Origin of the sequence: Phenylobacterium sp. (assembly GCF_016124325.1) — a bacterium.
In the GTDB taxonomy this organism is placed as follows: domain Bacteria; phylum Pseudomonadota; class Alphaproteobacteria; order Caulobacterales; family Caulobacteraceae; genus Phenylobacterium.
Map to the genome: position 1 here is coordinate 45,475 of NZ_WGNY01000014.1, position 26,166 is coordinate 71,640.

The 26,166-nt window shown below is 71.3% G+C and carries 24 protein-coding genes; 13 read left to right on the plus strand and 11 right to left on the minus strand.

All coding sequences use genetic code 11. The features are described from left to right. Positions 1–5 precede the first annotated feature (5 nt). Both GC203_RS07195 and GC203_RS07200 read right to left on the minus strand, forming a co-directional pair. On the minus strand, positions 6–1,790 hold the full coding sequence (locus GC203_RS07195) for an acyl-CoA dehydrogenase C-terminal domain-containing protein (protein ID WP_293452842.1): 1,785 nt from the start codon (positions 1,788–1,790) through the stop codon (positions 6–8). Between the two features lie 168 nt (positions 1,791–1,958). Further along, entirely contained in the window at positions 1,959–2,426 is a 468-nt protein-coding gene (locus GC203_RS07200) for a MerR family DNA-binding transcriptional regulator (RefSeq protein ID WP_293453188.1), read from the minus strand. Between the two features lie 228 nt (positions 2,427–2,654). Between GC203_RS07200 and GC203_RS07205 the strand changes: the two genes are divergently transcribed. Beyond that, positions 2,655–5,081 (plus strand): zinc-dependent metalloprotease, encoded by a 2,427-nt coding sequence (locus tag GC203_RS07205; RefSeq protein WP_293452843.1) that lies wholly within the window; start codon positions 2,655–2,657, stop codon positions 5,079–5,081. Positions 5,082–5,197: 116 nt separating this feature from the next. On the opposite strand, the gene GC203_RS07210 is transcribed toward GC203_RS07205, so the two are convergent. Beyond that, positions 5,198–6,895 carry a lysine--tRNA ligase gene (locus GC203_RS07210; protein ID WP_293452844.1) on the minus strand — a complete coding sequence of 566 codons (1,698 nt, stop codon included), beginning with the start codon at positions 6,893–6,895 and terminating at the stop codon, positions 5,198–5,200. A gap of 130 nt (positions 6,896–7,025) precedes the next feature. Between GC203_RS07210 and GC203_RS07215 the strand changes: the two genes are divergently transcribed. The 3 genes from GC203_RS07215 to phnD are packed head-to-tail and all read left to right on the plus strand — an operon-like array spanning position 7,026 to position 10,319. Continuing rightward, positions 7,026–8,558 (plus strand): alkaline phosphatase D family protein, encoded by a 1,533-nt coding sequence (locus GC203_RS07215; RefSeq protein WP_293452846.1) that lies wholly within the window; start codon positions 7,026–7,028, stop codon positions 8,556–8,558. Beyond that, complete coding sequence (locus GC203_RS07220) at positions 8,551–9,327, plus strand: hypothetical protein (protein WP_293452848.1); 777 nt, start codon at positions 8,551–8,553, stop codon at positions 9,325–9,327. Before GC203_RS07215 ends, GC203_RS07220 begins: the two co-directional genes overlap by 8 nt. Continuing rightward, positions 9,324–10,319, plus strand: coding sequence for a phosphate/phosphite/phosphonate ABC transporter substrate-binding protein (gene phnD / locus GC203_RS07225; RefSeq protein ID WP_293452850.1), 996 nt, complete (start codon positions 9,324–9,326; stop codon positions 10,317–10,319). The genes GC203_RS07220 and phnD overlap by 4 nt, the downstream gene beginning before the upstream one ends. Before the next feature lie 172 nt (positions 10,320–10,491). Here phnD and GC203_RS07230 read toward each other — a convergent pair whose 3' ends face one another. After that, positions 10,492–10,911, minus strand: a complete 420-nt coding sequence (locus GC203_RS07230; RefSeq protein WP_293452852.1) for a PaaI family thioesterase — start codon at positions 10,909–10,911, stop codon at positions 10,492–10,494. Positions 10,912–10,915: 4 nt separating this feature from the next. Beyond that, the gene (locus GC203_RS07235) at positions 10,916–11,347 is read right to left on the minus strand and encodes a PaaI family thioesterase (RefSeq protein ID WP_293452854.1); all 432 of its coding nucleotides are present in this window, start codon (positions 11,345–11,347) and stop codon (positions 10,916–10,918) included. Positions 11,348–11,419: 72 nt separating this feature from the next. Here GC203_RS07235 and GC203_RS07240 point away from each other — a divergent pair, with 72 nt between their 5' ends. Further along, positions 11,420–12,433 (plus strand): ligase-associated DNA damage response exonuclease, encoded by a 1,014-nt coding sequence (locus GC203_RS07240; RefSeq protein WP_293452856.1) that lies wholly within the window; start codon positions 11,420–11,422, stop codon positions 12,431–12,433. Positions 12,434–12,574: 141 nt separating this feature from the next. Next, entirely contained in the window at positions 12,575–14,197 is a 1,623-nt protein-coding gene (locus GC203_RS07245) for a cisplatin damage response ATP-dependent DNA ligase (protein WP_293452858.1), read from the plus strand. Positions 14,198–14,206: 9 nt separating this feature from the next. Here GC203_RS07245 and GC203_RS07250 read toward each other — a convergent pair whose 3' ends face one another. Beyond that, positions 14,207–14,734, minus strand: a complete 528-nt coding sequence (locus GC203_RS07250) for an HAD family hydrolase (protein ID WP_293452859.1) — start codon at positions 14,732–14,734, stop codon at positions 14,207–14,209. 83 nt (positions 14,735–14,817) lie between these two features. Here GC203_RS07250 and GC203_RS07255 point away from each other — a divergent pair, with 83 nt between their 5' ends. The 6 genes from GC203_RS07255 (at position 14,818) to argE (ending at position 20,952) form a co-directional block, all read left to right on the plus strand. Beyond that, positions 14,818–16,602 (plus strand): dipeptide ABC transporter ATP-binding protein, encoded by a 1,785-nt coding sequence (locus GC203_RS07255; RefSeq protein ID WP_293452861.1) that lies wholly within the window; start codon positions 14,818–14,820, stop codon positions 16,600–16,602. 308 nt (positions 16,603–16,910) lie between these two features. Beyond that, positions 16,911–17,519 carry a PEPxxWA-CTERM sorting domain-containing protein gene (locus GC203_RS07260; RefSeq protein ID WP_293452863.1) on the plus strand — a complete coding sequence of 203 codons (609 nt, stop codon included), beginning with the start codon at positions 16,911–16,913 and terminating at the stop codon, positions 17,517–17,519. A gap of 190 nt (positions 17,520–17,709) precedes the next feature. Next, positions 17,710–18,918 (plus strand): threonine ammonia-lyase, encoded by a 1,209-nt coding sequence (locus GC203_RS07265; RefSeq protein WP_293452865.1) that lies wholly within the window; start codon positions 17,710–17,712, stop codon positions 18,916–18,918. 11 nt (positions 18,919–18,929) lie between these two features. After that, positions 18,930–19,442 carry an FKBP-type peptidyl-prolyl cis-trans isomerase gene (locus GC203_RS07270; protein WP_293452867.1) on the plus strand — a complete coding sequence of 171 codons (513 nt, stop codon included), beginning with the start codon at positions 18,930–18,932 and terminating at the stop codon, positions 19,440–19,442. 6 nt (positions 19,443–19,448) lie between these two features. Further along, positions 19,449–19,724, plus strand: coding sequence for a hypothetical protein (locus tag GC203_RS07275; protein ID WP_293452869.1), 276 nt, complete (start codon positions 19,449–19,451; stop codon positions 19,722–19,724). A 58-nt stretch (positions 19,725–19,782) separates the two neighbouring features. Next, on the plus strand, positions 19,783–20,952 hold the full coding sequence (gene argE / locus GC203_RS07280) for an acetylornithine deacetylase (protein WP_293452871.1): 1,170 nt from the start codon (positions 19,783–19,785) through the stop codon (positions 20,950–20,952). A gap of 173 nt (positions 20,953–21,125) precedes the next feature. Here the strand turns inward: argE and GC203_RS07285 are convergent, their stop codons facing one another. Beyond that, the gene (locus tag GC203_RS07285) at positions 21,126–22,145 is read right to left on the minus strand and encodes a glycosyltransferase family 2 protein (RefSeq protein ID WP_293452873.1); all 1,020 of its coding nucleotides are present in this window, start codon (positions 22,143–22,145) and stop codon (positions 21,126–21,128) included. Between the two features lie 33 nt (positions 22,146–22,178). Here GC203_RS07285 and rfbC point away from each other — a divergent pair, with 33 nt between their 5' ends. Beyond that, positions 22,179–22,733 carry a dTDP-4-dehydrorhamnose 3,5-epimerase gene (gene rfbC / locus GC203_RS07290; protein ID WP_293452875.1) on the plus strand — a complete coding sequence of 185 codons (555 nt, stop codon included), beginning with the start codon at positions 22,179–22,181 and terminating at the stop codon, positions 22,731–22,733. Between the two features lie 197 nt (positions 22,734–22,930). On the opposite strand, the gene GC203_RS07295 is transcribed toward rfbC, so the two are convergent. From GC203_RS07295 to GC203_RS07310, 4 genes are all read right to left on the minus strand, one after another. Next, positions 22,931–23,272 carry a DUF1330 domain-containing protein gene (locus GC203_RS07295; protein WP_293452876.1) on the minus strand — a complete coding sequence of 114 codons (342 nt, stop codon included), beginning with the start codon at positions 23,270–23,272 and terminating at the stop codon, positions 22,931–22,933. Between the two features lie 58 nt (positions 23,273–23,330). Continuing rightward, positions 23,331–24,467, minus strand: coding sequence for a tRNA epoxyqueuosine(34) reductase QueG (queG, locus tag GC203_RS07300; RefSeq protein WP_293452877.1), 1,137 nt, complete (start codon positions 24,465–24,467; stop codon positions 23,331–23,333). Next, on the minus strand, positions 24,448–25,137 hold the full coding sequence (locus GC203_RS07305) for a glutathione S-transferase family protein (protein WP_293452879.1): 690 nt from the start codon (positions 25,135–25,137) through the stop codon (positions 24,448–24,450). The genes queG and GC203_RS07305 overlap by 20 nt, the downstream gene beginning before the upstream one ends. Before the next feature lie 68 nt (positions 25,138–25,205). Further along, the gene (locus tag GC203_RS07310) at positions 25,206–26,153 is read right to left on the minus strand and encodes a cation diffusion facilitator family transporter (protein WP_293452881.1); all 948 of its coding nucleotides are present in this window, start codon (positions 26,151–26,153) and stop codon (positions 25,206–25,208) included. Positions 26,154–26,166: the final 13 nt, after the last annotated feature.

Sequence of the window (26,166 nt, forward strand, 5' to 3'; positions counted from 1 at the left end):
CCTCCTCAGAAAGCCTCGGCCGGAAGTTTCATCAGCAGATCGGCGCCGGTCTTCAGCTTCGCAAGGTGGGAGGCGGTCTCGGGCAGCACGCGCTCGATGTAGTAGCGGCCGACGGTGAGCTTGGTCTGGTAGAACGGGTCGGCGTCGCCCGCCGCGATCTTCGCCAGCGCCGCCTTGGCCTGCAGCGACCACATGTAGGCCAGCGCCGTCAGGCCGAAGAGGTGCAGGTAGTCGGTGGAGGCGGCCCCGGCGTTGTCGGGATTGGCGAGCCCGTTCTGCATCAGCCACATGGTGGCCTCCTGCAGCTCGGCCTTGGCCCGGGCGAGGCCGGTCGTGAACGGCTTCATGGCCTCGTCGGTCTCGGCGTCGACGAAGGCGTCCAGCTCGGCGAAGAAGCTCATCACCCCGCGCCCGCCGTCGGCGGCCAGCTTGCGGCCCACGAGGTCGAGCGCCTGCACGCCGTTCGTGCCCTCGTAGATCAGGGCGATGCGCACGTCGCGCAGGTACTGGCTGGCGGGGAAATGCTCGGTGAAGCCCGAGCCGCCGTGCACCTGCATGGCGTCGGAGCAGACCTGGAAGCCGCGATCGGTGAGGAACGCCTTCACCACCGGGGTCATCAGGGCCATGTAGTCGCGGCCCTTCTGCTGCACGGCCTCGTCGGGACTGGCGTGGGAGAGGTCGCCGTGCAGGGCGGTCCAGGTCATGAAGGCGCGGCCGCCTTCGACGATGGCGCGGGCGTCCATCAGCATGCGCCGCACGTCGGGGTGGACGATGATCGGGTCGGCCGGGCCGTCGGGGTTCTTGGGGCCGGTGAGCGAGCGGCCCTGCAGCCGGTCCTTGGCGAATTCGGCGGCGGCCTGGTAGGCGGCCTCGGCCTGGGCCACGCCCTGCAGGCCCACGCCCAGGCGGGCCTCGTTCATCATCACGAACATCAGGCGCAGGCCGGCGTTCTCCTCGCCGATCAGCCAGCCGGTCGATTCCTCGTGGCTGATGACGCAGGTGGCGTTGCCGTGGATGCCCATCTTCTCTTCCAGGCCCAGGCACTTCACCGAATTGCGCTGGCCGGGATTGCCGTCGGCGTCGGGGATGAACTTGGGCACGATGAACAGGCTGATGCCGCGCACCCCCGCCGGCGCGCCCTCGATGCGGGCCAGCACGAGGTGGACGATGTTTTCCGTCAGGTCCTGCTCGCCGCCGCTGATCCAGATCTTCTGGCCCGAGATGCGGTAGGTCCCGTCGGCCTGCGGGACGGCCTTGGTGCGCAGCAGGCCCAGGTCGGTGCCGCAGTGCGGCTCGGTGAGGTTCATGGTGCCGGCCCACTGGAACGAGGCCAGCTTGGGCAGGTAGAGCGCCTTCTGCTCGGGCGTGCCGCCCGCGAGGATGGCCGAATAGGCGCCGTGGGTGAGGCCCGGGTACATGGAGAAGGCCATGTTCGCCGAGCTGCTCATCTCGGAGAAGGCCAGGTTGACCACGTGGGGCAGGCCCTGGCCGCCGTACTCCGGCTCGGAGCCGAGGCCCGGCCAGCCGCCCTCCACCAGCTTGGCGTAGGCGTCCTTGAAGCCGTCGGGGGTCTTGACGGTGAAGTCGGGGCTCCAGACGCAGCCCTGCTTGTCGCCGACGCCGTTCAGGGGCGCGAGCACCTCGGACGTGAACTTGCCGGCCTCTTCCAGGATGGCTTCGACAGTGTCCATGGACGCGTCGGCGAAGGCGGGCAGGTTGGCGTAGCGGTCCAGCTGCAGCACGTCGCGCAGCAGGAACACGTAGTCCCGCACGGGGGCCTGATAGGTCATGGGAACTCCAACCTTCGATAGCGTCATGGCCCGGCGTGTCCGGGCCACCCATGAACACCGCGAAACCAGATGATCCGCAATGGCTCCGCGGCGCCTGCCCGTTCGACGCCGCATTCATGGATCCCCCGGACGAACCGGGGGCTGACGGCGTTCGACGGGCTGAAGGGCCTAGGCCTCGGCCCCGTCGAGCTGGCGGCGCAGCATCTGGTCGTAGTCGACGGCGCGCGGCAGCAGGTCGGGCCGGGTTTCGGCCAGTCGCTGTTCCATGGCGCTGATGCCCTTCTGCAGCTCCTCGATGGCGTGGTCGATGTCGAGCTTCTGCTGTTCGAGCGCCACGATCCGCTCGCGGAACTTCCGCAGGCTCTTGGCCGCCTGCTGGGCGCCGGATTCGTCGGCCTCGTAGAGGTCGAGGATCTCGCCGATCTCGGAGAGGGAGAGGCCGACCCGCTTGCCGCGCAGGATGAGCTGGAGCCGGGCCCGGTCGCGGTAGGAATAGACCCGGTTCATCCCGTCGCGCGCGGGGTTCAGCAGGCCCTTGTCCTCATAGAAGCGCAGGGCGCGCGGGGTGCATTTGAACTCCAGGCAGAGCTGGCGGATCGTGTAGGTCCGGGCCGGACGACGCAGGTCCATGGGCATCTCGGACATCCTCCCTCGGTTATCTCGTTAGTTGACAGCGTAAGGCCACGTTTCCGTTTACGTCAAGGGATAGCCGCAGGGTCAGTCTGCCCCTGCGTCAGGCTCGGCAGATCATCGGATCGTCATGTGGCGGCCGCGTGACGCGACGGTGTCAGCGGGCGGGTGGAAGGCCCTCAAGCAGCGGTCTAGGGTCGCGCCACGAGTCGTGCGGGGAGTTCCGACGTGAAGATGGGTTTGTGGGCAGGCGCGGCCTGTGCGGCGGTGTTGGCGGCGACGGGCGCGGCCCCGGCCTGGGCGGCGAGCCCGCCGCCGGCGGCCGATGCGACGGCGGGGCTGGCGCGGCAGGAGGGGCTGGTCCCGGTCTATGTCGACAAGGCCAAGGGCCGCATCCTGGTCGCCCTGCCCGCGCCCGGGGCGGACGGCGTGGCCGGTCGCTATCTCTATGTGACCGCGCTCAAGACCGGCCTGGGCTCGGCGCCCATCGGCCTCGACCGCGCCCGGGTGGGCGGCACGCAGGTGCTGGCCTTCCGGGTGATGGGCGGCAAGGTGCTGGCCGAGTTCGAGAACCCGCGCTTCCGCGCCGCCGGCGCCCCGGCCGACGAACAGGCCGCCGCGCGCGACGCCTTCGCCACCTCGATCGTCTGGACCGGCAAGGTCGAGGGGACCACCGCCGACGGGCGCCCCCTGGTCGACCTGTCGAGCTTCCTCACCCGCGACGTGGCGGGGATCGCGCGGGCGCTGAAGGGGTCGGGCGAGGCGGGCTGGAAGCCGGTGGCCGACCTCTCCATCGCCGAGCCGGGGGCGGTGAAGGTGTTCCCCGAGAACGTGGAGTTCGAGGCGATCCAGACCTTCGCCTCCGACACGCCGGGGCCCGAGGTGCGCAACATCGCCCCCGACCCGCGCACGGTCAGCCTGGTGGTGCGCCACAGCCTGGTGAAGCTGCCCGAGCCGGGCTTCGTCCCGCGGCCGTTCGATCCGCGCTCGGGCGCCTTCGACATGGCCGTGCTCGACTACGCCGCGCCGCTCGACAAGGACATCGTCCAGCGCCTGGCGGTCCGCTTCCGCCTGGAGAAGACCGATCCCACGGCCGCCGTCTCGCCGGTGAAGAAGCCCATCGTCTTCTACATCGACCGCGCCGCCCCCGAGCCGATCCGCTCGGCCCTTCGCGAGGGCGCCTCGTGGTGGGCCAAGGCCTTCGAGGCGGCGGGCTACAAGGACGCGTATCGCGTCGAGATCCTGCCCGAGGGCGCCGACCCGCTGGACGTGCGCTACAACGTCGTCAACTGGGTGGACCGCGCCACTCGCGGCTGGTCGTACGGCCAGGCGGTGGTCGACCCGCGCACGGGCGAGATCATCAAGGGCTCGGTGCTGCTGGGCGCGCTGCGCGTGCGCCAGGACATGCTGATCTTCGAGGGGCTGGTCGGGGCCGACAAGGACGGCCAGGGCGGCCCGAACGACCCGATCCAGGTCTCGCTCGCCCGGCTGCGCCAACTGGCGGCGCACGAGGTGGGCCACTCGCTGGGCTTCGCCCACAACTTCGCCGCCTCCAGCCAGGACCGCGCCTCGGTGATGGACTACCCGGCGCCGCGGGTGAAGCTGACCGACGGCAAGATCGATATCTCCGACGCCTACGGCGTGGGCGTCGGCGCCTGGGACCGCTTCATCGTCGACTGGCTCTATGGCGACGGCGACCCGACGGCCAAGGCGGCCAAGGCCATGCAGACCCTGCGCTACGTGGCCGACCAGGACGCGCGCGGCGTCGAGAGCGGCCAGCCGCACGGCGCGATCTGGGACGACGGCGCCGACCCGGTGGCCGAACTGGCGCGGGTGATGGCCGTGCGCCGCTACGCCATCGACCACTTCGGCCCGCAGGCCCTGCGCCCCGGCGAGGCGGCCCAGGCGCTGAAGCGCAAGTACGTTCCGATCTACCTGCTCCACCGCTACCAGCTCGAGGCGGCGGCCAAGCCGCTGGGCGGGGTCGACTTCAGCTATGCGGTGAAGGGCGATCCCGGCATGACCGCGCCGGTGGTTCCGGCCGACCAGCAGCGCGCGGCGCTTTCCGGCCTGCTGGCGGCCATGGCGCCGGCCGAGCTCGACACCCCCGAGGCGCTGATCCCGCTCCTGTCGTCGGGCCAGTCGGGCGACGAGGACCGGCAGTACGCCATCGAGGTGTTCGACGGGGCGGGCGGGCCGGTGTTCGACAGCCTGGCCGCCGCCGACGTGGCCGCCGGCATGGTGCTGGACGCACTGCTCTCGCCGCCGCGGCTGGACCGGCTGGTCGACCAGCACCGCCGCGATCCCGGGGAGCCGGGTGTGGGCGAGGTGACCGACCGGCTGATCGCCCAGGCGTTCGCGCCCGCCCAGGGGCGTCTCGCGGCGATCGCGCGCCGGGTGCAGACCCGCACGGCCCTGGAACTGGCGGCGGCGTCGCGGGACAAGGACGTGGCGCCGGAAGCCCGGGCCGTGATCGCCCAGCGGCTGGCCGATCTCGCCGCCTCGCTCAAGGCCAAGCCGGGCGCCGATCCCGACGAGCGGGCCCATCGCCTGCAGCTCGCCGCCCTGCTGACCGACAAGGACGAGCTCACCCGCGTCCTGGCCGAGCCGAAGCGCCGCCCCGAGCCGCCGCCCGGAATGCCGATCGGCAGCGACGAGTAGGCGGAGCGAGATCCTCCCCCCAAGGGGGAGGTGGCCCGTAGAGGGCCGCGCTCAAAGGCTGCTGAGGACCCCCTCAGTCGCTTCGCGACAGCTCCCCTAGGGGGAGCATCCGGGCCCTATGCCGCGACCAAGTCCCCCGCCAGGGCGCGGTCGATGAGGTCGATGGTGCGGTCGACGCCGAAGATGGCCACGAACGAGCCGAAGCGCGGCCCCTGGCTCTGGCCCAGCAGCACCTCGTAGAGGGCGGAGAACCACGCGCGCAGCGGCTCGAACCCGGCGTCCTTGCCCACCTCGAACACCTCGTTCTGGATCGCCTCGGCGTCGGCGCCTTCGGGCAGGGCCTTCAGCTTGGCGACCAGGGCTTCCATCGCCGCCCGCTCCCGGGCGTCGGGCGCGCGGAAGCGCTTCGCGGGCTTAACGAAGTCCTCGTAGTAGTGGATCGCGTAGCCGGCCAGCTTGTCGAGCAGCGGCTCGGACTGCGGCGTCGCGCCTGGCAGGTAGCGGGCGATGAAGGCCCAGAGCAGGTCCTTGGTCGAGGCGTCGGCCGCCGAGACCAGGTTGAGCAGCAGCGAGAAGCTCACCGGACTGCCCTTCTCGGGCGGGGCGCCGCGGTGGACGTGCCAGGCCGGATTGTCGAGCTGGGCGGCGTTGTCGCCCTCCGCCCGCTTGCGGTTCAGGGCGTCGAGCTGCTGGAGGTACTCGTCCGTCGCCTTGGGGATGACGTCGAAATAGAGCCGCTTCGCCGACTTGGGCGACTGGTACATGTAGTAGGTCAGGCTCTCGGGCGCGCCGTAGCGCAGCCATTCCTCGATGGTCAGGCCGTTGCCCTTGGACTTGGAGATCTTCTGGTTGTTCTCGTCCATGAAGAGTTCGAAGTGGAAGGCCTCCGGCGGCTCCCCGCCCAGGGCCTTCACGATCCGGTTGGAGACGCGGACCGAGTCGACCAGGTCCTTCCCCGAGGCCTCGAAGTCCACCTCCAGCGCCGTCCAGCGGGCTGCCCAGTCGGGCCGCCACTGCAGCTTCACATGGCCGCCGGTCACCGGAACCTCGGTCAGCGTCCCGTCCTCGTCGGGGAAGACGATGGTGCCCTTCTCGACGTTGCGCTCCAGGGTCGGCGCCTGCAGCACCTTTCCGCTCTTCGGGCTGATCGGCAGGAAGGGCGAATAGGTGGCCCGCCGCTCCTCGCCGAGCGTCGGCAGCATGATCGCCTGCACCGCCTCGAAGCGGTCGAGGATACGTAGCAGCACCTCGTCGAACCGGCCGGACTTGTAGGTCTCGGTCGAGCTCATGAAGGTGTAGTCGAAGCCGAAGCTGTCGAGGAAGGCGCGCAGGCGGGCGTTGTTGTGCGCGCCGAAGCTCTCGTGCTCGCCGAAGGGGTCGCGCACGCTGGTGACCGGCTTGTCGCGGTCCTCCTCCAGCATCTCGCGGTTGGGCACGTTGTCGGGGATCTTCCGCAGGCCGTCCATGTCGTCGGAGAAGACGATGAGCCGGGTCGGGATGGCGTCCTCGGTCAGGGCGCGGAAGGCGGTGCGCACGATGGTGGGGCGCGTGGCCTCGCCGAAGGTGCCCAGGTGCGGCAGGCCGCTGGCGCCGTAGCCGCACTGGAAGATCACGGGTTTCGCCAGCGCCGGCAGGGTCGCGACCGCCTCCAGGAACTTGCCCTGTTCGAACAGGGTCGCCGCCAGATCGCGCTCGGCGTCGGAGAGGCGCAGGCGGGTGATGCGGTCGAGCAGGAGGCGCGCCTGTTCGAACGGCCAGCTGCGGGCCTCGCGCGCCTGGTGGGACAGCCCCTGGAGAGTTTGACCTTGCGACATGGCGCGCGGCGTAGCGCCCGCGGCCCGTGGGCTCAAGGACAAAGGGGGGCGATGCGACAAGCGAGTGTCATGGTTGCGCCCTAGCGTCACCGCCTTTACCGCTGAGTCCTTCCTGGGATCCCATCGCCACATGGCCTCACGCAGAGCACTTCTGATCCGCGCCGCCGCGCTGGCGGGCGCGGCGCTGGCCCCGGCCGGCTGGACCCGGGCGTTCGCCCAGGCGCGGCTGGCCGACTATCCGTTCGGGCTCGGCGTTGCCTCGGGCGATCCCCTGCCGGACGGCGTGGTGCTGTGGACCCGGCTGGCCACCGACCCGAAGGCCATGGACGGCGGCATGACCCCCGCGCCTGTCGAGGTCGCCTGGGAGATCGCCGAGGACGAGCAGCTTTCGCGGGGCGTGCGGCGGGGCCGCGCGCTGGCCGCGGCCGAGGCGGGCCATTCGGTCCACGTCGAGGTGGCCGGGCTCAAGCCCGACCGGGACTACTGGTACCGCTTCACGGCCGGCGGCCACGCGACCCCCGTGGCCCGCACCCGCACCGCGCCCGAGCCGCAGGCCGACGTCCGGCGGCTGCGCATCGCCTACGGCTCCTGTCAGAAGTGGGAGGCCGGCTACTATCCCGCCCTCGCCCACCTGGCGGCCGACCATCCCGACCTGGTGCTGTTCCTGGGCGACTACATCTACGAGAAGGCCGCCTCGAAGGGTGACGTGGCGCGCCTGCATCCGCCCGAAGCCGCCGACGACCTGGCGAGCTATCGCCACCGCTACGCCTGGTACAAGGCCGACGCCGACCTCCAGGCAGCCCATGCGGCGGCGCCGTGGATGGTGATGTGGGACGACCACGAGGTCTCCAACGACTACGGCGACGACCAGGACCGCTCCAACCCGCCGCCGGCCCAGTTCCTGAAGCGCCGCGCCGCGGCCTACCAGGCCTACTGGGAGAACATGCCCCTGCGCCGCACGGCCCTGCCGGCCGGGCCGGACATGCATCTCTACCGCGCGCTCGACTGGGGACGGCTGGCGCGGCTCGCCGTCATCGACGACCGCCAGTACCGGGCCCACCGCGCCTGCGACGCCGATCCGGACAGCAAGCTGATCCCCGCCGCCTGCCCCGAGCGGTTCGAGCCCGGCCGCACCATGCTGGGCCGGCCGCAGGAGGACTGGCTGGCCCAGGAGTTGCGCGGGTCGACGGCCCGCTGGAACCTGCTGGGCCAGCAGACGCTGATGGGCCCGCTGGACACGCCCGACGGCCAGGTCAGCAACGACGGCTGGGACGGCTATGTGGCCACGCGGCGGCGGATCCTGGAGACCTGGCGCGACCACAAGGTGGCCAATCCGGTGGTGCTGGGCGGCGACGTCCACGCCTTCTTCGCCGGCGACATGTCCGTGGAGCCGGGCGGCCCGCCCGTGGCCAGCGAGTTCGTCGGCGGCTCGATCAGTTCGCTGGGCATGGACGCGGCGACCATGGCGGCGGTGCTGGCGGCCAACCCGCGCCTGGCGATGGGCGACGGCGAGACCCGCGGCTACGGGCTGGTGGACCTGACGCCCGACGCCTGCGCCGTCACCTTCCGCGCGGTGGCCTCGGCGCTGGAGCCGGTCTCGCCGATCCGCGACCTCGCCCGGTTCGTGGTGGAGAACGGCCAGGCGGGGCTGAAGCGTGCTTAGCCTGATCCTCGCCGCCGCCGTCACCCTCGCGCCGGCCCAGGAGGTGGCCCGACTGTCGGCCCCCGAGGCCGACCAGGGCGTGGCCGTGGACGCCGGCTACATCTACGCCATCGATAATGATCAGATCGCCAAATATGATCGTCGAACCGGCGAAAAGGTGGCGCATTTCCACGGCGATCCGACGAAGTTCCCGCACATGAACTCCTGCGCCGTGATCGGCGCGGAATTGATCTGCGCGGCGTCGAACTATCCGGCCGTGCCGATGCTCAGCCGGGTGGAGGTGTTCGATCCGGCGACGCTGGACCACCTCAGGACCATCGAGCTGGGCCACCAGTTCGGCTCGCTCACCTGGGTGGATCGCCGCGACGGCGCATGGTGGGCCGGCTTCGCCAACTACGACGGCCGCGGCGGCGAGCCCGGACGCGACCACACCTTCACCACCGTCGTGCGGTTCGACGACGCCTGGCGCCCGCACGAGAGCTGGACCTTCCCGCCGGAGGTGCTGGCCCGCATGGCGCCGCGCAGCAATTCGGGCGGGGCGTTCGGCGCCGACGGACGCCTCTACGCCACCGGACACGACCGGCCGGAGCTCTATGTGCTGGAGGTTCCCCGCGGCGGCGGCGTGCTAAGGCTGGTGGCGACCATCCCGATCCCGGTCGCAGGCCAGGCCATCGCCTTCGACCGCGGCGCCCGGCGCGTGGTCTACGGGGTCAATCGAGCCAGCCGCGAAGTGCTGGGATTCCGGCTGCCGCCGGTGGAGGGGAAATGAACCGTCGTATCGTGCTCGCGCTCGCCGCCGTCCTGGCGGTCTCGGCCTGCGGCAAGCCCGGCGCTCCGCCGCCGCGCAAGGAGATCGTCTTCTCGATCCTCTCGGCCGAGAGCCAGTCGAGCGCCGAGAAGGACTGGGCGCCGTTCCTGGCCGACATGGAGAAGGCGCTGGGCCGGCCGGTGAAGGCGTTCTACGCGTCCAACTACACGGCCCTGATCGAGGCGATGCGCTTCGACCAGACCGACCTGGGCTGGTTCACCAACCAGTCGGGCCTGGAGGCGGTGCGGCGCGCCGGCGGCGAGGTGTTCGCCCGCTCGGCCAACACCACGGGGATCGACGGCTACGAGGCGGTGATCATCGTCAAGAAGGGCTCGGGGATCACGCTCGACAAGATCCTCAAGTGCGACAAGACGCTGAACTTCGGCATGGGCGATCCGAAGTCGACGTCCGGCACGCTCGCGCCGATGACCTATCTGTTCGCGCCGCGGAAGATCGACCCGGCCCAGTGCTTCCGGACGGTGCGATCGGCCAATCACGAGAGCAACCTGTTCTCCGTCGCGAGCGGCGTGCTGGACGCGGCCACCAACAACACCGCCTCGATCGACCGGCTTTCGCTGCTCAACACCGACATCGCGCGGCAGACGATGAAGGACATCGAGATCGTCTGGCGTTCGCCGCGCATCCCCGAGGACCCGCTGATCTGGCGCAAGGACCTCGACCCGGAGCTGAAGAAGAAGCTCGGCGACTTCATGTTCTCGTACGGCGTCGGCGACACCGACGAGGCCAAACGCCAGCGGGCGATCCTGGCCCAGATCCAGACCCTGCCCTTCAAGCACGCCGACGACAGCCACCTGATCCCGGTGCGCGAGATGGAGGCGACGGAACAGCTCGTCGAAGCCCGCAACAAGAACGACGCGGCCGCCATCGCCAAGGCCGAGGCCGCCCTGGCCCAGATCGCCAAGGAGAAGGCGGCGCTGCCGCCCGCCCCCTAGGGCTGCGCCGTCCAACGGGTTGTGCGAGCCGCCAACAAGGCGCCTCGTCATCCTCGCCCTTGTGGCGAGGATCCCTCGGCCAGGCGCCATTGCGCCCGGGCCGGGCGCACATGTTGTCGGCCGGCTCATAGGCGCCGATAGAGGGATCCCAGGCACAAGGCCTGGGATGACGCTAGCTCTCGTTCCGCAGCAGGAAGTGGCCGGTCATGCCGGCGACCGGCTTGGCGGGGCTGTCCTGCCAGGCTTCCACCTGCACGTTGGCGACGCGGCGGCCCAGCTTGCGGACGGTGGCCCGGGCGTAGGTGTCCTTGGGGCCCGCCGAGCGCAGGTATTCGATGGTGATGTCTATGGTCTTGGGCACGCGGCGGCCGGGCTGGGCGAGCGAGAGCTGGGCCAGGGCGGCCATCTCCAGGAAGCCGCCGATCACCCCGCCGTGCAGGGCCGGCAGCATGGGGTTGCCGATCAGGTGTTGGGCGAAGGGCAGGACGGCGGTCAGCTCGTCGCCGGCCCGCTCCACCCGCATGCCGAGGAAGCGGACGTAAGGCACGGTCTGCAGGAACGCGTCGAGGCTCTCGATGGCGGCCTGATCCATCGCCTCAACCCCGCGACGTGATCATGAAGGCCGCCTGGGCCGTGGCCACGGGATCGCCGGCGTCGACGTCCCAGGCCTGGGCGCGCACGAAACCCACCGAGCGGGTGATCTTGTAGCCGTGCGCCTCGCAGACGAGGCCCGCGCGCGGGGCGGCGGGGCGCAGGTAGTCGATGCGCAGGTCCAGCGTCGCGATCGGCTGGGGCACGTCGAAGGCGGCGTTGATGGCCAGGCCGCAGGTGTGGTCGATCAGGGCGGTGACCACGCCCGAGGCGATCACCCCGCTCTCCGGGTCGCCGACCAGATCCTCGCGCCACTCCACCCGCATGGTCCCCTTGCCCTTGCCCGATTCCACGAGGGTGAGGCCCAGCGCCGCGGCGTGGGGCACGTGCATGGTCATGCGGTCGCCGAGCGGGGCGGTGTCGTAGGTGTCTCCCATGCTTCCGGTAGGACCCCGCGCCCCTGGGGAAGTCAATGCGCGAGCGCCCGGGCGCGCCTACATTGGCGGGCGATGATCCGGCCGCAGGACCTGCTCTGCCCCAAGCCCGAGGGACTCTACTGCCCGCCGGGCGACTTCTACGTCGATCCCGTCCGGCCGGTGGCGCGGGCGGTGATCACCCACGGCCACGCCGACCACGCTCGCGCCGGCCACGGCGCCGTGCTGGCCACGGCCGAGACCCTGGACATCATGGCCGAGCGCTACGGTGCGGGATTCTCGCGGACGGCCCAGGCCGCGGCCTATGGCGAGGCCGTCCCGCGCGACGGGGTCGAGGTGACCCTGGTCCCGGCCGGCCATGTGCTGGGCTCGGCCCAGGCGGTGGTGCGCTGGAAGGGCCTCACCATGGTGGTGAGCGGCGACTACAAGCGCCGGCGCGACCCTACCTGCCCGCCGTTCGAGCCCGTGGCCTGCGACGTCTTCATCTCGGAGGCCACCTTCGGCCTGCCGGTGTTCCGCCATCCCGACGACCGCGAGGAGATCGCCAGGCTGCTGCGCTCGGCGGCGCAGTTCCCGGAGCGCTGCCACATCGTGGGCGCCTATGCCCTGGGCAAGGCCCAGCGGATCATCCGCCTGCTGCGCGAGGCGGGGTGGGACAAGACCATCTACGTCCACGGCGCGCTGGAGCGGCTGAACGCCCTCTATGAGCGCCACGGGGTCGGCCTCGGCCCGCTGGCGCCGGCGACCACGGGGGCGAAGAAGGGCGACTTCGCCGGGGCCATCGTCATCGCGCCGCCCTCGGCGCTGCAGGACCGCTGGAGCCGCCGCTTCCCCGATCCCGTGGGCGCCTTCGCCTCGGGCTGGATGCAGATCCGCGCCCGCGCCAAGCAGCGCGGCGTCGAGCTGCCGCTGGTGATCTCCGACCACGCCGACTGGGACGAGCTGACCGCCACGGTCGACGAACTGCGGCCTGGTGAACTGTGGATCACGCACGGCCGCGAGGAGGCGCTGGCCCGCTGGGCCAGCCTGCACGACATCTCGGCCCGCGCCCTGGCGCTGGTGGGCTACGAGGACGAGGCGGATGACTGAACCCCACCGCTCATCCCGGCGAAGGCCGGGATCCAGGTGGCAGGGCTCCGACCTGGGCTCCACGCGTGCTGAGGTCGTCCCGGCGCCGTCTCGCGCCCTGGATCTGGGTCCCGGCCTTCGCCGGGACGAGCGGAGGTCGTAGTGCGCGCCTTCGCCGAGATGCTGGACCGCCTGGCGCTGACGCCGTCGCGCAACGCCAAGCTGACCCTGGTGCGCGACTACCTGGCGGAGACGCCCGATCCGGACCGCGGCTGGGCGCTGGCGGCGCTGACCGGCGAGCTTTCGTTCGATGCGGCCAAGCCCGCCTTCATCCGCAAGGCCGTCGAGAGCCGCATGGACCCGCAGCTCTTCTGGTGGAGCTACGACTACGTGGGCGATCTCGCCGAAGCCGTGTCGCTGGTGTGGCCGGCGCGACCGGGCGCCAACCGCGAGCCGGGCCTGGCCGAGGTGATCGAGGGGCTGAGGAGCGCCACGCGCGCCGAGGCGCAAGGCCGTATCGAAGCCTGGCTCGACGCCCTGCCGCAGGCCCGCGAGCGCTGGGCTCTGCTGAAGCTGGTCACCGGCGCGCTGCGGGTGGGCCTGTCGGCGCGGCTGGCCAAGCAGGCGGCGGCCGACGTCGGCGGCGTGGCGGTGGCCGAGGTGGAGGAGCTCTGGCACGCCCTGCATCCGCCCTACGAGGACCTGTTCGCCTGGCTGGAGGGCCGCGCCGAGAAGCCCTCGTCCGAGCATCCGGCCCGCTTCCGCCCGGCCATGCTGGCCCAGGCGATCGACGAGGCCGTCGATTTCGCCCGGCTCGATCCGGCCGACTACGCCGCGGAGTGGAAGTGGGACGGCATCCGCGTCCAGGCCGCGCACGAGGGCGGCGTGCGGCGGCTCTACACCCGCACCGGCGACGACATCTCGGCCACCTTTCCGGACGTGCTGGAGGCGCTGGCGGGCGAGGGGGTGGTCGACGGCGAACTGCTGGTGATGCGCGACGGCCGCGTCGCCCCGTTCTCCGACCTCCAGCAGCGGCTGAACCGCAAGACCGTGGACGCCAAGCTGCTGGCGAAGTTTCCGGCGGCGATCCGCGCCTACGACCTGCTGCAGGCGGGCGCCGAAGACCTGCGCGTCGCGCCGTTCGCCGAGCGGCGCCGGCGGCTGGAGGCCTTCGTGGCGGGTCAGGGCAGTCCGCGCCTGGACCTGTCGCCGATGCAGCCGTTCGAGACCTGGGCCGAGTTGGCCGCCCTGCGCGCCGACCCGCCCGCCGGCGATCCGCAGGCGGCAGAGGGGCTGATGCTGAAGCGCTGGGATTCGGTCTACGAGGCCGGCCGGCCCAAGGGGCCGTGGTTCAAGTGGAAGCGCGACCCGTTCCTGATCGACGCGGTGCTGATGTACGCCCAGCGCGGCCACGGCAAGCGGTCGAGCTACTACTCCGACTACACCTTCGGTGTCTGGACGCAGGACGCCCTGGGCCAGCGGGCGCTGACCCCGGTGGGCAAGGCCTATTTCGGCTTCACCGACGAGGAGCTGATGCGCATCGACAAGTTCGTGCGCGACAACACGATCGAACGCTACGGACCGGTACGATCCGTCCGCGCCGAGCCGCACGCCGGGCTGGTGTTCGAGGTGGCGTTCGAGGGCCTGCAGCGCTCGACCCGTCACAAGAGCGGCGTGGCCATGCGCTTTCCCCGCATCCACCGCATCCGCTGGGACAAGCCGCCCGGCGAGGCCGACGAACTGGCGGCGCTGGAACGCCTGCTCCAGCGGATGGAGGCGCGCTGACCTACGGCTTCAGGGCAGCAGGTCTTCGGCGCGGAGGAACGCCATCAGGTCGCCGCCGGGGAACAGCACGCTCCTGATCCCGGCCCGCATGGCGGCCTCGAGGTCCGACGGCTTGTCGCCCACCAGGAACGAGGCGTCGCGGTCGATCGGCCAGTCCTGCAGCGCCTGGAGCAGCATGCCGGGGTTGGGCTTGCGTAGCGGCGGGTCGGGATGGCGATAGGCCGCCAGCCGGGACTCCGGGTGCTGGGGGGCGTGGTAGAAGGCGTCGATCCGGCCGCCGGCCGCCGCCAGGTCCTGCTGCATGCGGGCATGCAGGTCGTGCATGGCGTCTTCGGTGTAGTAGCCGCGGCCGACGCCGGACTGGTTCGTCACCACGATCACCAGCCAGCCAGCCCTGTTGAAGGCGGCCACCGTCTCGCGCGCGCCGGCGATCCAGCGGAAGTCCTCCCAGCGGTAGACGTAGCCGCGATCCTCGTTGAGCACGCCGTCGCGATCGAGGAACAGGGCGGGCGTCAGTGGCGGCGCGGAATCGGGCAACGCGGGGTCCTGTGGGTCTCGGCAATTCCCAATGCCCGATTCAGCCCCTAGGGTCGCCTGCGTTCTTTGTTGTTGGAGTCGCCTTGGCCGCCGTCCTGACCCTCGACGACCTGCGCGTCGACTTCGAAACCCACGACGGAACGGTCCAGGCCGTGCGCGGCGTGACCCTGAGCGTCGCCCGCGGCGAGACCCTGGGCGTGGTGGGCGAGAGCGGTTCGGGCAAGAGCCAGACCTTCATGGCGGTGATGGGCCTGCTGGCCGGCAACGGCCGGGCGACCGGCTCGGCGCGGCTGCACGGCGAGGAGCTGATGGGCCTGTCGCCGCGCGCGCTCAACCGGGTGCGCGGGTCGAAGATGACCATGATCTTCCAGGACCCGCTGACGGCGCTGACCCCGCACGTGCGCATCGGCGAACAGATCGCCGAGCACCTGCGCCTGCACCTGGGGCTGTCGGATCGCGACGCCAGGGCGCGCGCCCGCGAGTGGCTGGACCGGGTGCGCATCCCCGACGCGGCCCGCCGGCTTTCGCAATATCCGCACGAGCTGTCGGGCGGGATGCGCCAGCGGGTGATGATCGCCGCGGCCATGGCGCCGGGCCCCGACCTGCTGATCGCCGACGAGCCCACCACCGCGCTCGACGTCACCGTCCAGGCCGAGATCCTCGACCTGATGGCCGAACTCCAGCGCGAGACCGGCACGGCCCTGGTGCTGATCACCCACGACATGGGCGTCATCGCCCGGCTGGCCGACCGGGTCTGCGTCATGAAGGACGGCGCCTATGTGGAGGAAGGGGCCGCGGCCGATCTCTTCGCCGCGCCCCGCACCGACTACGCGCGCGACCTGCTGGCCGCCATCCCGCGGCTCGACCGCGCCGACCGCGGCGGCCGGCCGGAGATCGCCCCGGTGGCCGCCGACGCCGCCACCGTGGTGGAGGGCCGCGACCTCAAGGTCTGGTTCCCCGTCCGCGAGGGGGCGTTCGGCAAGCCCCGGATGCTGCGGGCCGTGGACGGGGTGTCGTTCGCGGTGCGCCAGGGCGAGACCCTGGGCGTGGTGGGCGAAAGCGGCTCGGGCAAGTCGACCCTGGCGCGCGCGGTGATCAAGCTGCTGCCGGCCAATGCGGGCGCGATCACCCTGCTGGGGCGCGACATCACCCACGCCGACCGCGCCGCGATCCAGGCCGCGCGCAAGGACCTGCAGATCGTCTTCCAGGACCCGCTGGCCAGCCTCGACCCGCGCATGACCATCGGCGCCTCGATCGCCGAGCCGCTGACCGCCTTCCAGCCCGGCCTGTCCCGCGCCGCCCGCGAGACCGAGGTCCGCGCGATGATGGAGAAGGTCGAGCTGGATCCGGCGCTGATCAACCGCTACCCGCACGAACTCTCGGGCGGCCAGAACCAGCGGGTGGGCATCGCCCGGGCCATGATCCTGAAGCCGAAGCTGGTGATCTGCGACGAGGCGGTGTCGGCGCTGGACGTCTCGATCCGCGCCCAGATCATCGACCTGCTCATCCGGCTCCAGCGCGAGACGGGCCTGGCCATGATGTTCATCAGCCACGACCTGGCCGTGGTGCGCGAGATCAGCCACCGGGTGCTGGTGCTCTATCTCGGCCGGGTCATGGAGCTGGCCGACCGCGAGGCGATCTGGCGCGGCGCCCGCCATCCCTACACCCAGGCGCTGTTGTCGGCCGCGCCGATCCCCGATCCGGCGGTCGAGCGCTCGCGCGTGCGCAAGCGGCTGGAGGGCGAGCCGCCCAGCCCGCTCGACCCCGACGCGGCGTTCCGTTTCGCGCCGTCGAAGCGGGCGGGCGGAACGCCGCCCGAACTGCGCGAAGTGGCGCCGGGCCACCTCGTCGCCGAGTTCGACGCCTAGGTTGAGCACCGGCTCAATATCCTGAGAGCACGACAGATCGTCATGGCCCGGCCTGTCCGGGCCATCCATGAACATTGGCCGTTCAGGCGAGGAAGGCTGCGCCGCCGCCAGACGGGCCGCTGTCCGTGTTCATGGGTCGCCCGGACAAGCCGGGCGATGACGGCGGGGGCGGTCGATCGAGTCATCGACCCCCCAAACCGGCCTCCGTAAGCGGTTCATCACCGCAAGATCACATCGCGTGAGTGTCGCCCGCGGCCGGCGGGGCGCGAGGCTGAGGGTCCCAATCACGGGTCTGGGAGACCTCATTCATGCGTAAGCTCGTCCATCTCGGCGCGGCCCTCGTGGCCGGCGTCTGCGTGGCCCTGGGCGCGGCGCCGTCCTCGGCGACCGTGATGACCATCACCGGCGCACGGGCCAATGTGAATCCGCTGAACCCCTTCGGCGTCGGCCGCTGCGGCCCGGGGCGCAGCACCGTCGACATCCAGCCGGGGCCGGGAACCTCGACCGGCACGTCGAACTTCGGCGACTTCTCCTCCACCCAGAGCCACTGCATCACGCCGCCGCTGCCGACGACGTTCGACTCCGGGATCTTCACCTATGCGTTCGCCAGCGGCGACACGCTGTTCGGCGTCTATGACGGGGCGGTGTCGCTCAGCGACACGCCGGGGATCTTCAGCACCGTCGAGAACCTCGTCGTCCAGGGCGGCACGGGCCAGTTCCTCAATGCGACGGGCTTCATCACGACGATGGGCTCCCTGCAGTTCCTGAACGGAAACGGGGTCTATTCGGGAACCCTGAGCGGGCGCCTGGACGTGCCGGGCGTTCCCGAGCCGGCGACCTGGGCCCTGATGATCGCCGGCTTCGGCCTGGCCGGCGCCAGCCTCCGCTCGCGCCGACGGGCGGCCGCGGCGGCCTGACGCCGCCCGCGAAGCCTTTCCGCCGGCTTCGGGCTTCCGCGCCCCACGCGAGGGGTTCGGGGCCGGCGGAAAGGGGAGCGGGCGCCTTCGATTCCGCGATGCAGCGCGCGCCGTTGCCCCGGCCGCGCGGCGCCGCTAGGTTGCGCGGCCTTTCAACGCCCCCCTGGGGCCTTCATCCCCCGCGACCGACATGACCCTGGCCTTCGACGACATCCTCGCTGCGCAAGCGCGGTTGAAGGGCCACATTGAGCGCACGCCCTGCCGCCTGTCGCGCACGCTGTCGGAGATCACCGGCGCGGAAGTCTGGGTGAAGTTCGAGAACCTGCAGTTCACGGCCGCCTACAAGGAGCGCGGCGCGCTCAACAAGCTGCTGCAGCTGGGCGAGAACGTGCGCGGGCGCGGCGTGATCGCCGCCTCGGCCGGCAACCACAGCCAGGGCCTGGCCTACCACGCCGCGCGGCTGGGCATCCCGGTCACCATCGTCATGCCCAAGGGCACGCCCTTCATGAAGGTGCAGCAGACCCGTGCGCACGGCGCCGAGGTGGTGATCGAGGGCGACGGCTACGACGAGGCGGCGGCGCACGCCCGCCAGCTCTGCGCGGAGCGCGAGCTGACCTTCGTCCACCCGTTCGACGACCTCGACGTCATGGCCGGCCAGGGCACGGTGGCGCTGGAGATGCTGGAGGACGTGCCCGACCTCGAGGTGCTGCCGATCCCGATCGGCGGCGGCGGCCTGATCGCCGGCATGGCCACGGCGGCCAAGCACATCAAGAAGGACATCCACATCGTGGGCCTGGAGCCGGCGATGTTCCCGTCGTTCACCGCCAAGATGCGCGGCGTGCGCACCGCCCAGATCAACGGCGCGTCGACCATCGCCGAGGGCATCGCGGTGAAGGAGGTGGGGGCCCAGACCTACGCCATCGCCCGGCCGCTGATCGACGAGGTGCTGCTGATCGAGGAGCCCTATTTCGAGCGCGGCATCGCCCTCTACTGCAACGTGGAGAAGACGGTCGCCGAGGGCGCCGGCGCGGCGTCGCTGGCCGGCGTGTTGGCCTATCCGGAGAAGTTCCGCGGCAAGAAGGTCGGCCTCGTCATCACCGGCGGCAACATCGACACGCGCCTGCTGGCCTCGGTGCTGACGCGCGAGCTGGTGCGCGAGAGCCGGATCGTCAACCTGCGGATCATCGGCGACGACCGGCCCGGCCTGCTGGCCAACGTCTCGGCCACCATCGGCCAGATGGGGGCCAACATCATCGAGGTCTCGCACAACCGCCTGGCCCTGGACGTGCCGGCCAAGGGCGCCGAGTTCGACCTGATGATCGAGACCCGCGACGCCCAGCACACCCAGGAAGTGATGGACGCCCTGCGCGAGCGCGGCTACCCGCCCCGCGTCGTCTGAAGGACCCGAACATGAAGCGCGCTTTCGCCCTCTTCGCCGCGGCGCTGGCCCTGGCCGCCTGCCAACCCAAGTCGGCCGCGCCCGAACCCGGCGACAAGGCCGAGCAGGTCCAGTCCGAGACGAGCAAGGCCTTCATGGCCAAGGTCGCCAAGGAAGAGGGCGTGAAGGTCCTGCCCTCGGGCCTCGCCTACAAGGTCGTCCAGTCGGGCCCGGCCACAGGCCTGAAGCCCCAGCTCACCGACGAGGTGAAGGTCCACTACGAGGGCAAGCTGGAGGACGGCACGGTCTTCGATTCCTCCTACGAGCGCGGGTCGCCCGTGGCCATGCCGCTCCGGGGCCTGATCCCGGCGTGGCAGCAGGTGCTTCCGATGATGCGGCCGGGCGACATCTGGATCATCTACGTGCCCTCCAACCTGGGCTACGGCGAGCAGGGCGCCGGCGGCATCCCGCCGGGCGCGCCGCTGACCTTCAAGATCGAGCTGATCGACGTCCTGCCGGGTCCGGGCCGCGTCCAGCAGGGCTGACGCGTCTTGGAGGCCGAGGCCTCGCCGATCTTCGTCGTCACGCTTCGCGGGCTGGAAACGCCCGGCGGGCCGCCGCTGGACGTCCTGGCCTTCACCGAGGCGCCCGACGAGGCCGCGGCGATGGCGCGGGCCGTGGGCGAGATGGTTGGCCTGGGCTGGGTCGAGGTCGAGGCCCTGCGCGCCGGCGAGGTGACCGACGAGGCCGCCCTGCCCGAGGATTTCACGGACGCCTTCGCCGCCGCCCGCCGGTTTGGCTGCGCGCCGATCATCTATGATCCCTAGGCGGCGCGGCTTCCCCCTTTCCTTTGAGGCGCGCCCCATACGGGTCTAAGGCTTGCCGATGACGACAGACCTGTACCCCGCCGCCCGCGACCTGCTGGCGAAGCTGGTCAGTTTCGACACCACCTCGCGCGGCTCGAACCTGGCCCTGATCGAGTGGGTCGAGGGCTACCTCGACGGGCTCTCCATCCCTCACCGCCGCGTGCCCAACGCCGAGGGGACCAAGTCGAACCTGATGGCGCGGATCGGGCCCGAGGCCGACGGCGGCGTCGTGCTTTCGGGCCATACCGACGTGGTGCCGGTGGACGGCCAGCCCTGGAGCACCGATCCCTTCACCCTCACCGAGCGGGACGGCCGGCTCTACGGCCGCGGAACCTGCGACATGAAGGGCTTCCTGGCTCTGGCGCTGGCCGCCGCGCCCGAGCTGGCGAAGGGCGGCGTCCGGCGGCCCGTGCACCTGGCCTTCTCCTACGACGAGGAGACCGGCTGCCTGGGGGCGCCGGCCATGATCGAACAGATCGCCGCCCTGGCCGCGAAGCCGTCGGTGGTGGTGGTGGGCGAGCCCACCAACATGGAGGCGGTCAACGGCCACAAGGGCATCGCCAACTTCCACGTCACCGTCACCGGCCGCGAGGCCCACTCCAGCCAGACCCACCTCGGCGTCTCGGCGGTGATGGAGGCGGTGAAGCTGATGAAGTCGCTGACCGACCTGTCGGCGCGGCTGGAGGCCGAGGCCGATCCCGCCTCGCCGTTCACGCCGAAGGGCGCGACCCTGACCATCGGCGTGGTCCACGGCGGCACGGCGCACAACATCCTGGCGCGCGAGTGCCAGTTCGTCTTCGACCTGCGCTGCCCCTCGCCGCTTAGGCCCGAAACGTTGATCGCGCCGTTCCTGGCCGAGGCGGAGGCTCTCGACCGCGACCTGAAGGCGCGCGCGCCCGAGGCCGGCGTGAAGGTGGAGCTGACCTCCAACGTGCCGCCCTTCGCGCCCGAGCCCGACGGGGCGGCCGAGGCCTTCGCCCGGCGCATGGCCGGCGACAACGGCCCGCCGCGGGTGGTGGCCTATGCGGCCGAGGCCGGTCAGTTCCAGGGGGCCGGCTTTTCCACCGTGATCTGCGGGCCAGGCTCCATCGACCAGGCCCACCAGCCGAACGAATACGTTGAGGTCTCGCAGATGCAGCGCGGCGCGCTGTTCATGCGCCGGCTGATCGAGTGGGCCAGCGAGGGCTAGCGCCGCCCCCCTCCGTCCGCTGCGCGGACACCTCCCCCGCTTCGTGGGGGAGGAGCGCCCCTCCCCTGCGAAGCGGGGGAGGGGGACCACGAAGTGGTGGAGGGGGCGCTATCCTCAAGCATATGGAGCCCGTCCGGGCGGGTGAACCGGTATCCACTTCACCCTGACGGGTTTTAGAGCGATCGCAGCGGCCGGATCACCGGTCGGCGGCCCGACAGGTCGCGGGGGTTCCAGGTCATGGCGGCGGCCACCTGGCTGGTGGAGGCCCGCCGCACGGCCTCGCGCCGCTTGGCCAGCATCTTCGGTGCGCCCGCGAAGGCCGCGCGCACGGCCTTCAGGATCAGCCGGATGTGGGGCCGGTTCTCGCGCCGCAGGTAGATGGCGACCAGCGCCGCCAGGTGCAGCGGAACCACCAGCGGCAGCAGCAGCGCCGGCGTGTTCTTGAACAGCACCCAGAAGCGGTTGCGGGTGCCGTGGAACACCGCGAACTCGCTCTTGCGCCCGCCCGACGAGGCCGAGCCCACATGGCCGATCACCGCGCCGGGGACCAGCAGGGTGGGCTCGCCGCGAAGCTGCAGCCGGTAGCCCAGGTCGACGTCCTCGCCGTAGCAGAAGAAGTCCTCGTCGAAGCCGCCCATCTCCAGGAACAGCGCCCGGTCGATCATCATGGCCGCGCCGCAGGGGCTGAACACCTCGCCCTCGTGCGCCTGGCCGTGGTCGGGGTTCAGATAGCCGCCCCGGTAGGGGATGCCGAAGATGCTCATCACGTCGCCCAGGCCGTCGAGCCGGCCCGGCGCATCCTCGGCGAGCTGGACCGAGGTGAAGGCCCGCACCCGGGGGTGGCGGCCGGCCGCGGCGACCAGCTCGGCCAGCCAGTCGGGGCGGGCGTAGGCGTCGGGGTTGAGCAGCACGTACCAGCGGCCGCGGGCCTCGCGCGCGGCCTGGTTGCCCGCGCCGGCGAAGCCCAGGTTGTCGGGGTTGCGGATCAGCCGGACCCAGGGAAACGCCGCGGCGATCTCGGCGTCGCCGGGGTCGGGCGAGGCGTTGTCGATCACCAGGGTCTCGAAGTCGCGGAAGGTCTGGGCGCCCAGCCGCTCCAGGCACGCGCGCAGGGTCGGCCCAGAGTTGTAGGCGATCACGCAAACGCTCAGCGCGGGGTGTTCTGCCTTGTCATCGTCGTTCCGCTGCGCCATGCGACAGCCAAATCCCCGCAAACGTGGAAGCCCATGACGACGATCACGCCGCTCGCCATCCCGGATGTCCTGCTTATCACGCCGAAGCGGCATGGCGATGCGCGGGGGTGGTTCGCCGAGACGTGGAGCCAGAAGGCGCTGGCCGGGACCGTCGCCGACACCACCTTCGTCCAGGACAACCAGGCGTTCAGCGCGGCCAAGGGCGTGCTGCGCGGCCTCCACTTCCAGAAGGCGCCGAACGCCCAGGGCAAGCTGATCCGCGTGCTGCGCGGGGCGATCTTCGACGTGGCGGTCGACATCCGGGCCGGTTCGCCCACCTACGGCCAGTGGGTGAGCGCGACGCTCACCGCCGAGGGCGGCGAGCAGCTCTGGGTTCCGCGCGGGTTCGCCCACGGCTACTGCACGGTCGTCGACGACTGCGAGATCTTCTACAAGGTGGACGGTCCGTACGCGCCCGACAGCGAGGGCGGCGTCATCTGGAACGATCCCGACCTGGCGATCCCCTGGCCCCTCGACGGCGAGCCGATGCTGTCGGCCAAGGACAAGCTGCTCCCCAAACTCAAGGACCTGGGGCCGGTCAGCTTCTGATCGGTCGGACGCGGCCTGCCCGCGGACCGGGAGGACTCCCGTCGTTTCACGAGGAATGCCGTCATCCCAGGCCTTGTGCCTGGGATCCCTCCCGACGCCGCCCGACCGGCGCCCATACGCCCGCGACCCGGTCAGCGGACCGAGGGATCCTCGCCACAAGGGCGAGGATGACGGAGGCGTTACGTCATCCCGAGCGCTCAGCCGGCTTCCGCCAGCTCCGGCGGCAGGACGTCGGTGGCCTTGTGGTCGGCGTCTACGCCTTCGAGCAGGAAGATCGCGCCGTCGGCGTTGTCGGCGCGGTGATGCAGGATCGCCTGGTAGGCGGGCGAATCGTACCAGCCGCGCGCGGCGGGCATGTCCGGGAATGCGATGACGATCAGGACGCCGTCCCAGGCGCCTTCCTTCACCTCGGGCCGGCCGCCGTGGATGATGAAGCGGCCGTCGAACGGGGCCAGCGTGGCGTCGATCCGGCGCAGGTACTCGACCACGCCCGGCCCCATGGCGACGCGGGTGAGATGGCCGATGGCGTAGGCGGTCATGGTCGGGCTCCTCGTTCGGTTCGAACGGCAGGCTGGCCCGGGCGCCTCGGCGCGTCGATTACGCGGCAGGTAGGGCTTCGGCCCACTCCGCGCGGACCTCGGCGTCGGTCTCGGCCGGCAGGCGCGCGTCGCGCAGCGCGGCGAAGGCCGAGGCGTCGAACAGCCGCGACAGGGCCCAGACCGCGGCCCCGCGGACCAGAGGCGACGGATCGTCCAGCAGGCGTTCGGCCTCAGCCGCCAGGGCGGGTTCGCCCGAATTGCCGATGGCGTAGAGCACGTTGCGCACGAAGCGGTCGCGGCCGATGCGCTTGACCGGGCTCTTGGCGAACAGCGCCCGGAAGGCGCCGTCGTCCAGCCGCGCGAGGTCGGCCAGGGTCGGGGCCTTCAGCGCCTCGCGGGCGGCCAGCTTCTGCTCGCGCGCCCGGCTGGCGAACTTGTTCCACGGGCAGACCGCCAGGCAATCGTCGCAGCCGTAGATGCGGTTGCCGAGTGCGGCGCGGAATTCATGCGGGATCGGTCCCTTCAGCTCGATGGTCAGGTACGAGATGCAGCGCCGCGCATCCAGCTGGAAGGGCGCGGGGAAGGCGTCGGTGGGGCAGACGTCGAGGCAGGCGCGGCACGTCCCGCAGTTCATCGGCTCGGGCCGGTCGGGCGCGAGATCCAGGGTGGTCAGGATGCTGCCGAGGAACAACCACGAGCCGAACTCGCGGCTGACGAGGTTGGTGTGCTTGCCCTGCCAGCCGGCGCCGGCGCGCTCGGCCAGCGGTTTCTCCAGCAAGGGCGCGGTGTCGACGAACACCTTCAATTCGCCGCCGAAGCGGGCCTGCAGCCAGCGGCCCAGGGCCTTGAGCCGCGCCTTGATGACGTCGTGATAATCGTCGCCCTGGGCGTAGACGCTGATCGCCCCCTTGGCCGGTTCTCCGAGGATCGCCAGCGGGTCGCCCGCCGGCCCGTAGTTCATCCCCAGCACGATGGCCGAGCGGGCGTCGGGCCACATGGCGCGCGGGTGGGCGCGGCGTTCGGCGGTCTCGGCCATCCAGGCCATCTCGCCGTGGCGGCCCGCGGCGACGAACTCGGCCAGCCGCGCCGCCGCCGGCCAGTCGGCGTCGAGGTCGGCGAAGCGGCAGAGGTCGAAGCCCAGGGCGGCGGCCTCGGCCCGGATCAGGTCTTCGCGGTCAGAAGTCGAGGTCGTCATAGTGACCGGCGGGCGCGAGGCCCGGCCAGCGGTCGGCCAGGAGCGGCCGGAAGCACGGCCGGGACTTCAGCTTCATGTACCAGGTCTTCGCGGTGGGGAAGTCGCGCCACGGCACGTCGCCGAAGTAGTCGATCACCGACAGGTGCGCCGAGGCGGCGAAGTCGGCCAGCGACAGGCGCCGGCCCGCCAGCCAGTCGCGGTCCTGCAACAGGTCTTCCATCATCTGCAGGTGGTTGCGCAGGCCGTCGCGGCCCTGGCGAAGGTTGGCCAGTTCGGGCGCTCCCAGGCGCAGCAACCGCTTCTCGATCTTCTCGTGCAGGATGAAGCCCGAGGCCTCGAACTCGAACTTGCGGTCGAACCAGGTGAGCAGGCGGCGCGCCTCGGCGCGGTCAGCCGCCTCGCGGCCCAGCAGAGCCGGTTCGGGATAGGCTTCCTCCAGGTAGTCGAGGATCGCGCGCGTCTCGCACAGCACCAGCGGCGGCCCTTCGGACGGCGTCTCCACCAGCACCGGGATCATCCCCGACGGGTTGAGCCGGGTCAGCTCCTTGGGCCGCTCCCAATAGCGCACCGACACCTCGGTGAACGGCAGCCGCTTCTCGCCCAGCGCGAGGCGCACCTGGCGCGAGGCCGGGTCGAGCGGGAAATGGTGGAGGGTGCGTTCGACGCTCATCTTCGGGGCGCGCTTCTCTACGCGAATCGGCAGGGTCCCAACAGACGCCCGGCGTCTTAAGGGCTCGTTTACTGCGAGGTTCCGGCGCCGTCCTCGGCGAAGGCCCCGCCATGCGGCTCGGCCCGGCCGCGAGGGTCGGCGTGGATGATGATGTCGGCGGCCGGGAAGGCCTCCAGGATCCGCTTCTCGGCGGCGACCACCACCTCGTGCGCCGCCTCGAGGGTGAGTTCGGGGTCGAGGTCCATGTGCATCTGCATGTGGACGTAAGGGCCGGACGCGCGCGTGCGGAGCTGGTGCACGTCGGTCACCCGCGGGTCGGAGGTGGCCAGGCCCACGATCCGGGCGCGCGCCTCGTCGGGCAGCTCGCGGTCCATGAGCTGGTTCGAGGCCTCGCGGAACACGCCGATCGCGCCCCAGAGCAGGAGGGCGGCGACCGCCAGGGCCGCGCCGGCGTCGAGGCCGTTCACCCCCAGCCAGGCCGAGGCGGCGATCCCGATCAGGGCGATGATGTTGGAGGCCAGGTCGGAGGCGTAGTGCGCCCGATCGCCCGAGACCGCCACCGAGGAGGTCTGCTTCAGCACCCGTGTCTGGGCCGAGATGAGCAGGGCGGTGAGGCCCGTGGAGACCACCATCACCGCGATGGCCCAGCCCTCCTGGCGCAAGGGGTGCGGCCCGACGAAGTCACCCACCGCCTCGCGGGCGATCAGGGCGGCGGAGGCGAAGACCAGGCCGGCCTGCATCAGGCTGGCGAAGGCCTCGGCCTTGCCGTGGCCGAAGCGGTGCTCGGCGTCGGGCGGCTCGGCGGCGTAGCGCACGGCCCAGAAGGTGGCGAGCGAGGCGACGAGGTCGAGGATCGAGTCGGCCATCGAGGCCAGCAGCGCCGTGGAATCCGACGCCAGCCAGGCCGCCAGCTTGATCGCCGACAGCGTCGCCGCCGTCGCCACCGACATCATGGTGATCCGCCGCGTCAGGACGGCGGTCTCGGCGGGGCTCAGGCCGGGGGCGGGCGCGGTCATGGCCATCTGATTA

What these genes read in the sequence shown, in the direction of transcription:
- GC203_RS07230 (WP_293452852.1), bottom strand. Translation starts at nt 10,911, where the DNA reads ATGGATCAGGCCGCCATCGAGAGCCTCGACGCGTTCCTGCAGACCGTG.
- argE (WP_293452871.1), top strand. Translation starts at nt 19,783, where the DNA reads ATGACGACAGACCTGTACCCCGCCGCCCGCGACCTGCTGGCGAAGCTG.
- phnD (WP_293452850.1), top strand. Translation starts at nt 9,324, where the DNA reads ATGAACCGTCGTATCGTGCTCGCGCTCGCCGCCGTCCTGGCGGTCTCG.
- GC203_RS07270 (WP_293452867.1), top strand. Translation starts at nt 18,930, where the DNA reads ATGAAGCGCGCTTTCGCCCTCTTCGCCGCGGCGCTGGCCCTGGCCGCC.
- GC203_RS07235 (WP_293452854.1), bottom strand. Translation starts at nt 11,347, where the DNA reads ATGGGAGACACCTACGACACCGCCCCGCTCGGCGACCGCATGACCATG.
- GC203_RS07295 (WP_293452876.1), bottom strand. Translation starts at nt 23,272, where the DNA reads ATGACCGCCTACGCCATCGGCCATCTCACCCGCGTCGCCATGGGGCCG.
- queG (WP_293452877.1), bottom strand. Translation starts at nt 24,467, where the DNA reads ATGACGACCTCGACTTCTGACCGCGAAGACCTGATCCGGGCCGAGGCC.
- GC203_RS07210 (WP_293452844.1), bottom strand. Translation starts at nt 6,895, where the DNA reads ATGTCGCAAGGTCAAACTCTCCAGGGGCTGTCCCACCAGGCGCGCGAG.
- GC203_RS07305 (WP_293452879.1), bottom strand. Translation starts at nt 25,137, where the DNA reads ATGAGCGTCGAACGCACCCTCCACCATTTCCCGCTCGACCCGGCCTCG.
- GC203_RS07200 (WP_293453188.1), bottom strand. Translation starts at nt 2,426, where the DNA reads ATGCCCATGGACCTGCGTCGTCCGGCCCGGACCTACACGATCCGCCAG.
- GC203_RS07265 (WP_293452865.1), top strand. Translation starts at nt 17,710, where the DNA reads ATGACCCTGGCCTTCGACGACATCCTCGCTGCGCAAGCGCGGTTGAAG.
- GC203_RS07215 (WP_293452846.1), top strand. Translation starts at nt 7,026, where the DNA reads ATGGCCTCACGCAGAGCACTTCTGATCCGCGCCGCCGCGCTGGCGGGC.
- GC203_RS07205 (WP_293452843.1), top strand. Translation starts at nt 2,655, where the DNA reads ATGGGTTTGTGGGCAGGCGCGGCCTGTGCGGCGGTGTTGGCGGCGACG.
- GC203_RS07195 (WP_293452842.1), bottom strand. Translation starts at nt 1,790, where the DNA reads ATGACCTATCAGGCCCCCGTGCGGGACTACGTGTTCCTGCTGCGCGAC.
- GC203_RS07240 (WP_293452856.1), top strand. Translation starts at nt 11,420, where the DNA reads ATGATCCGGCCGCAGGACCTGCTCTGCCCCAAGCCCGAGGGACTCTAC.
- GC203_RS07285 (WP_293452873.1), bottom strand. Translation starts at nt 22,145, where the DNA reads ATGGCGCAGCGGAACGACGATGACAAGGCAGAACACCCCGCGCTGAGC.
- rfbC (WP_293452875.1), top strand. Translation starts at nt 22,179, where the DNA reads ATGACGACGATCACGCCGCTCGCCATCCCGGATGTCCTGCTTATCACG.
- GC203_RS07310 (WP_293452881.1), bottom strand. Translation starts at nt 26,153, where the DNA reads ATGACCGCGCCCGCCCCCGGCCTGAGCCCCGCCGAGACCGCCGTCCTG.
- GC203_RS07260 (WP_293452863.1), top strand. Translation starts at nt 16,911, where the DNA reads ATGCGTAAGCTCGTCCATCTCGGCGCGGCCCTCGTGGCCGGCGTCTGC.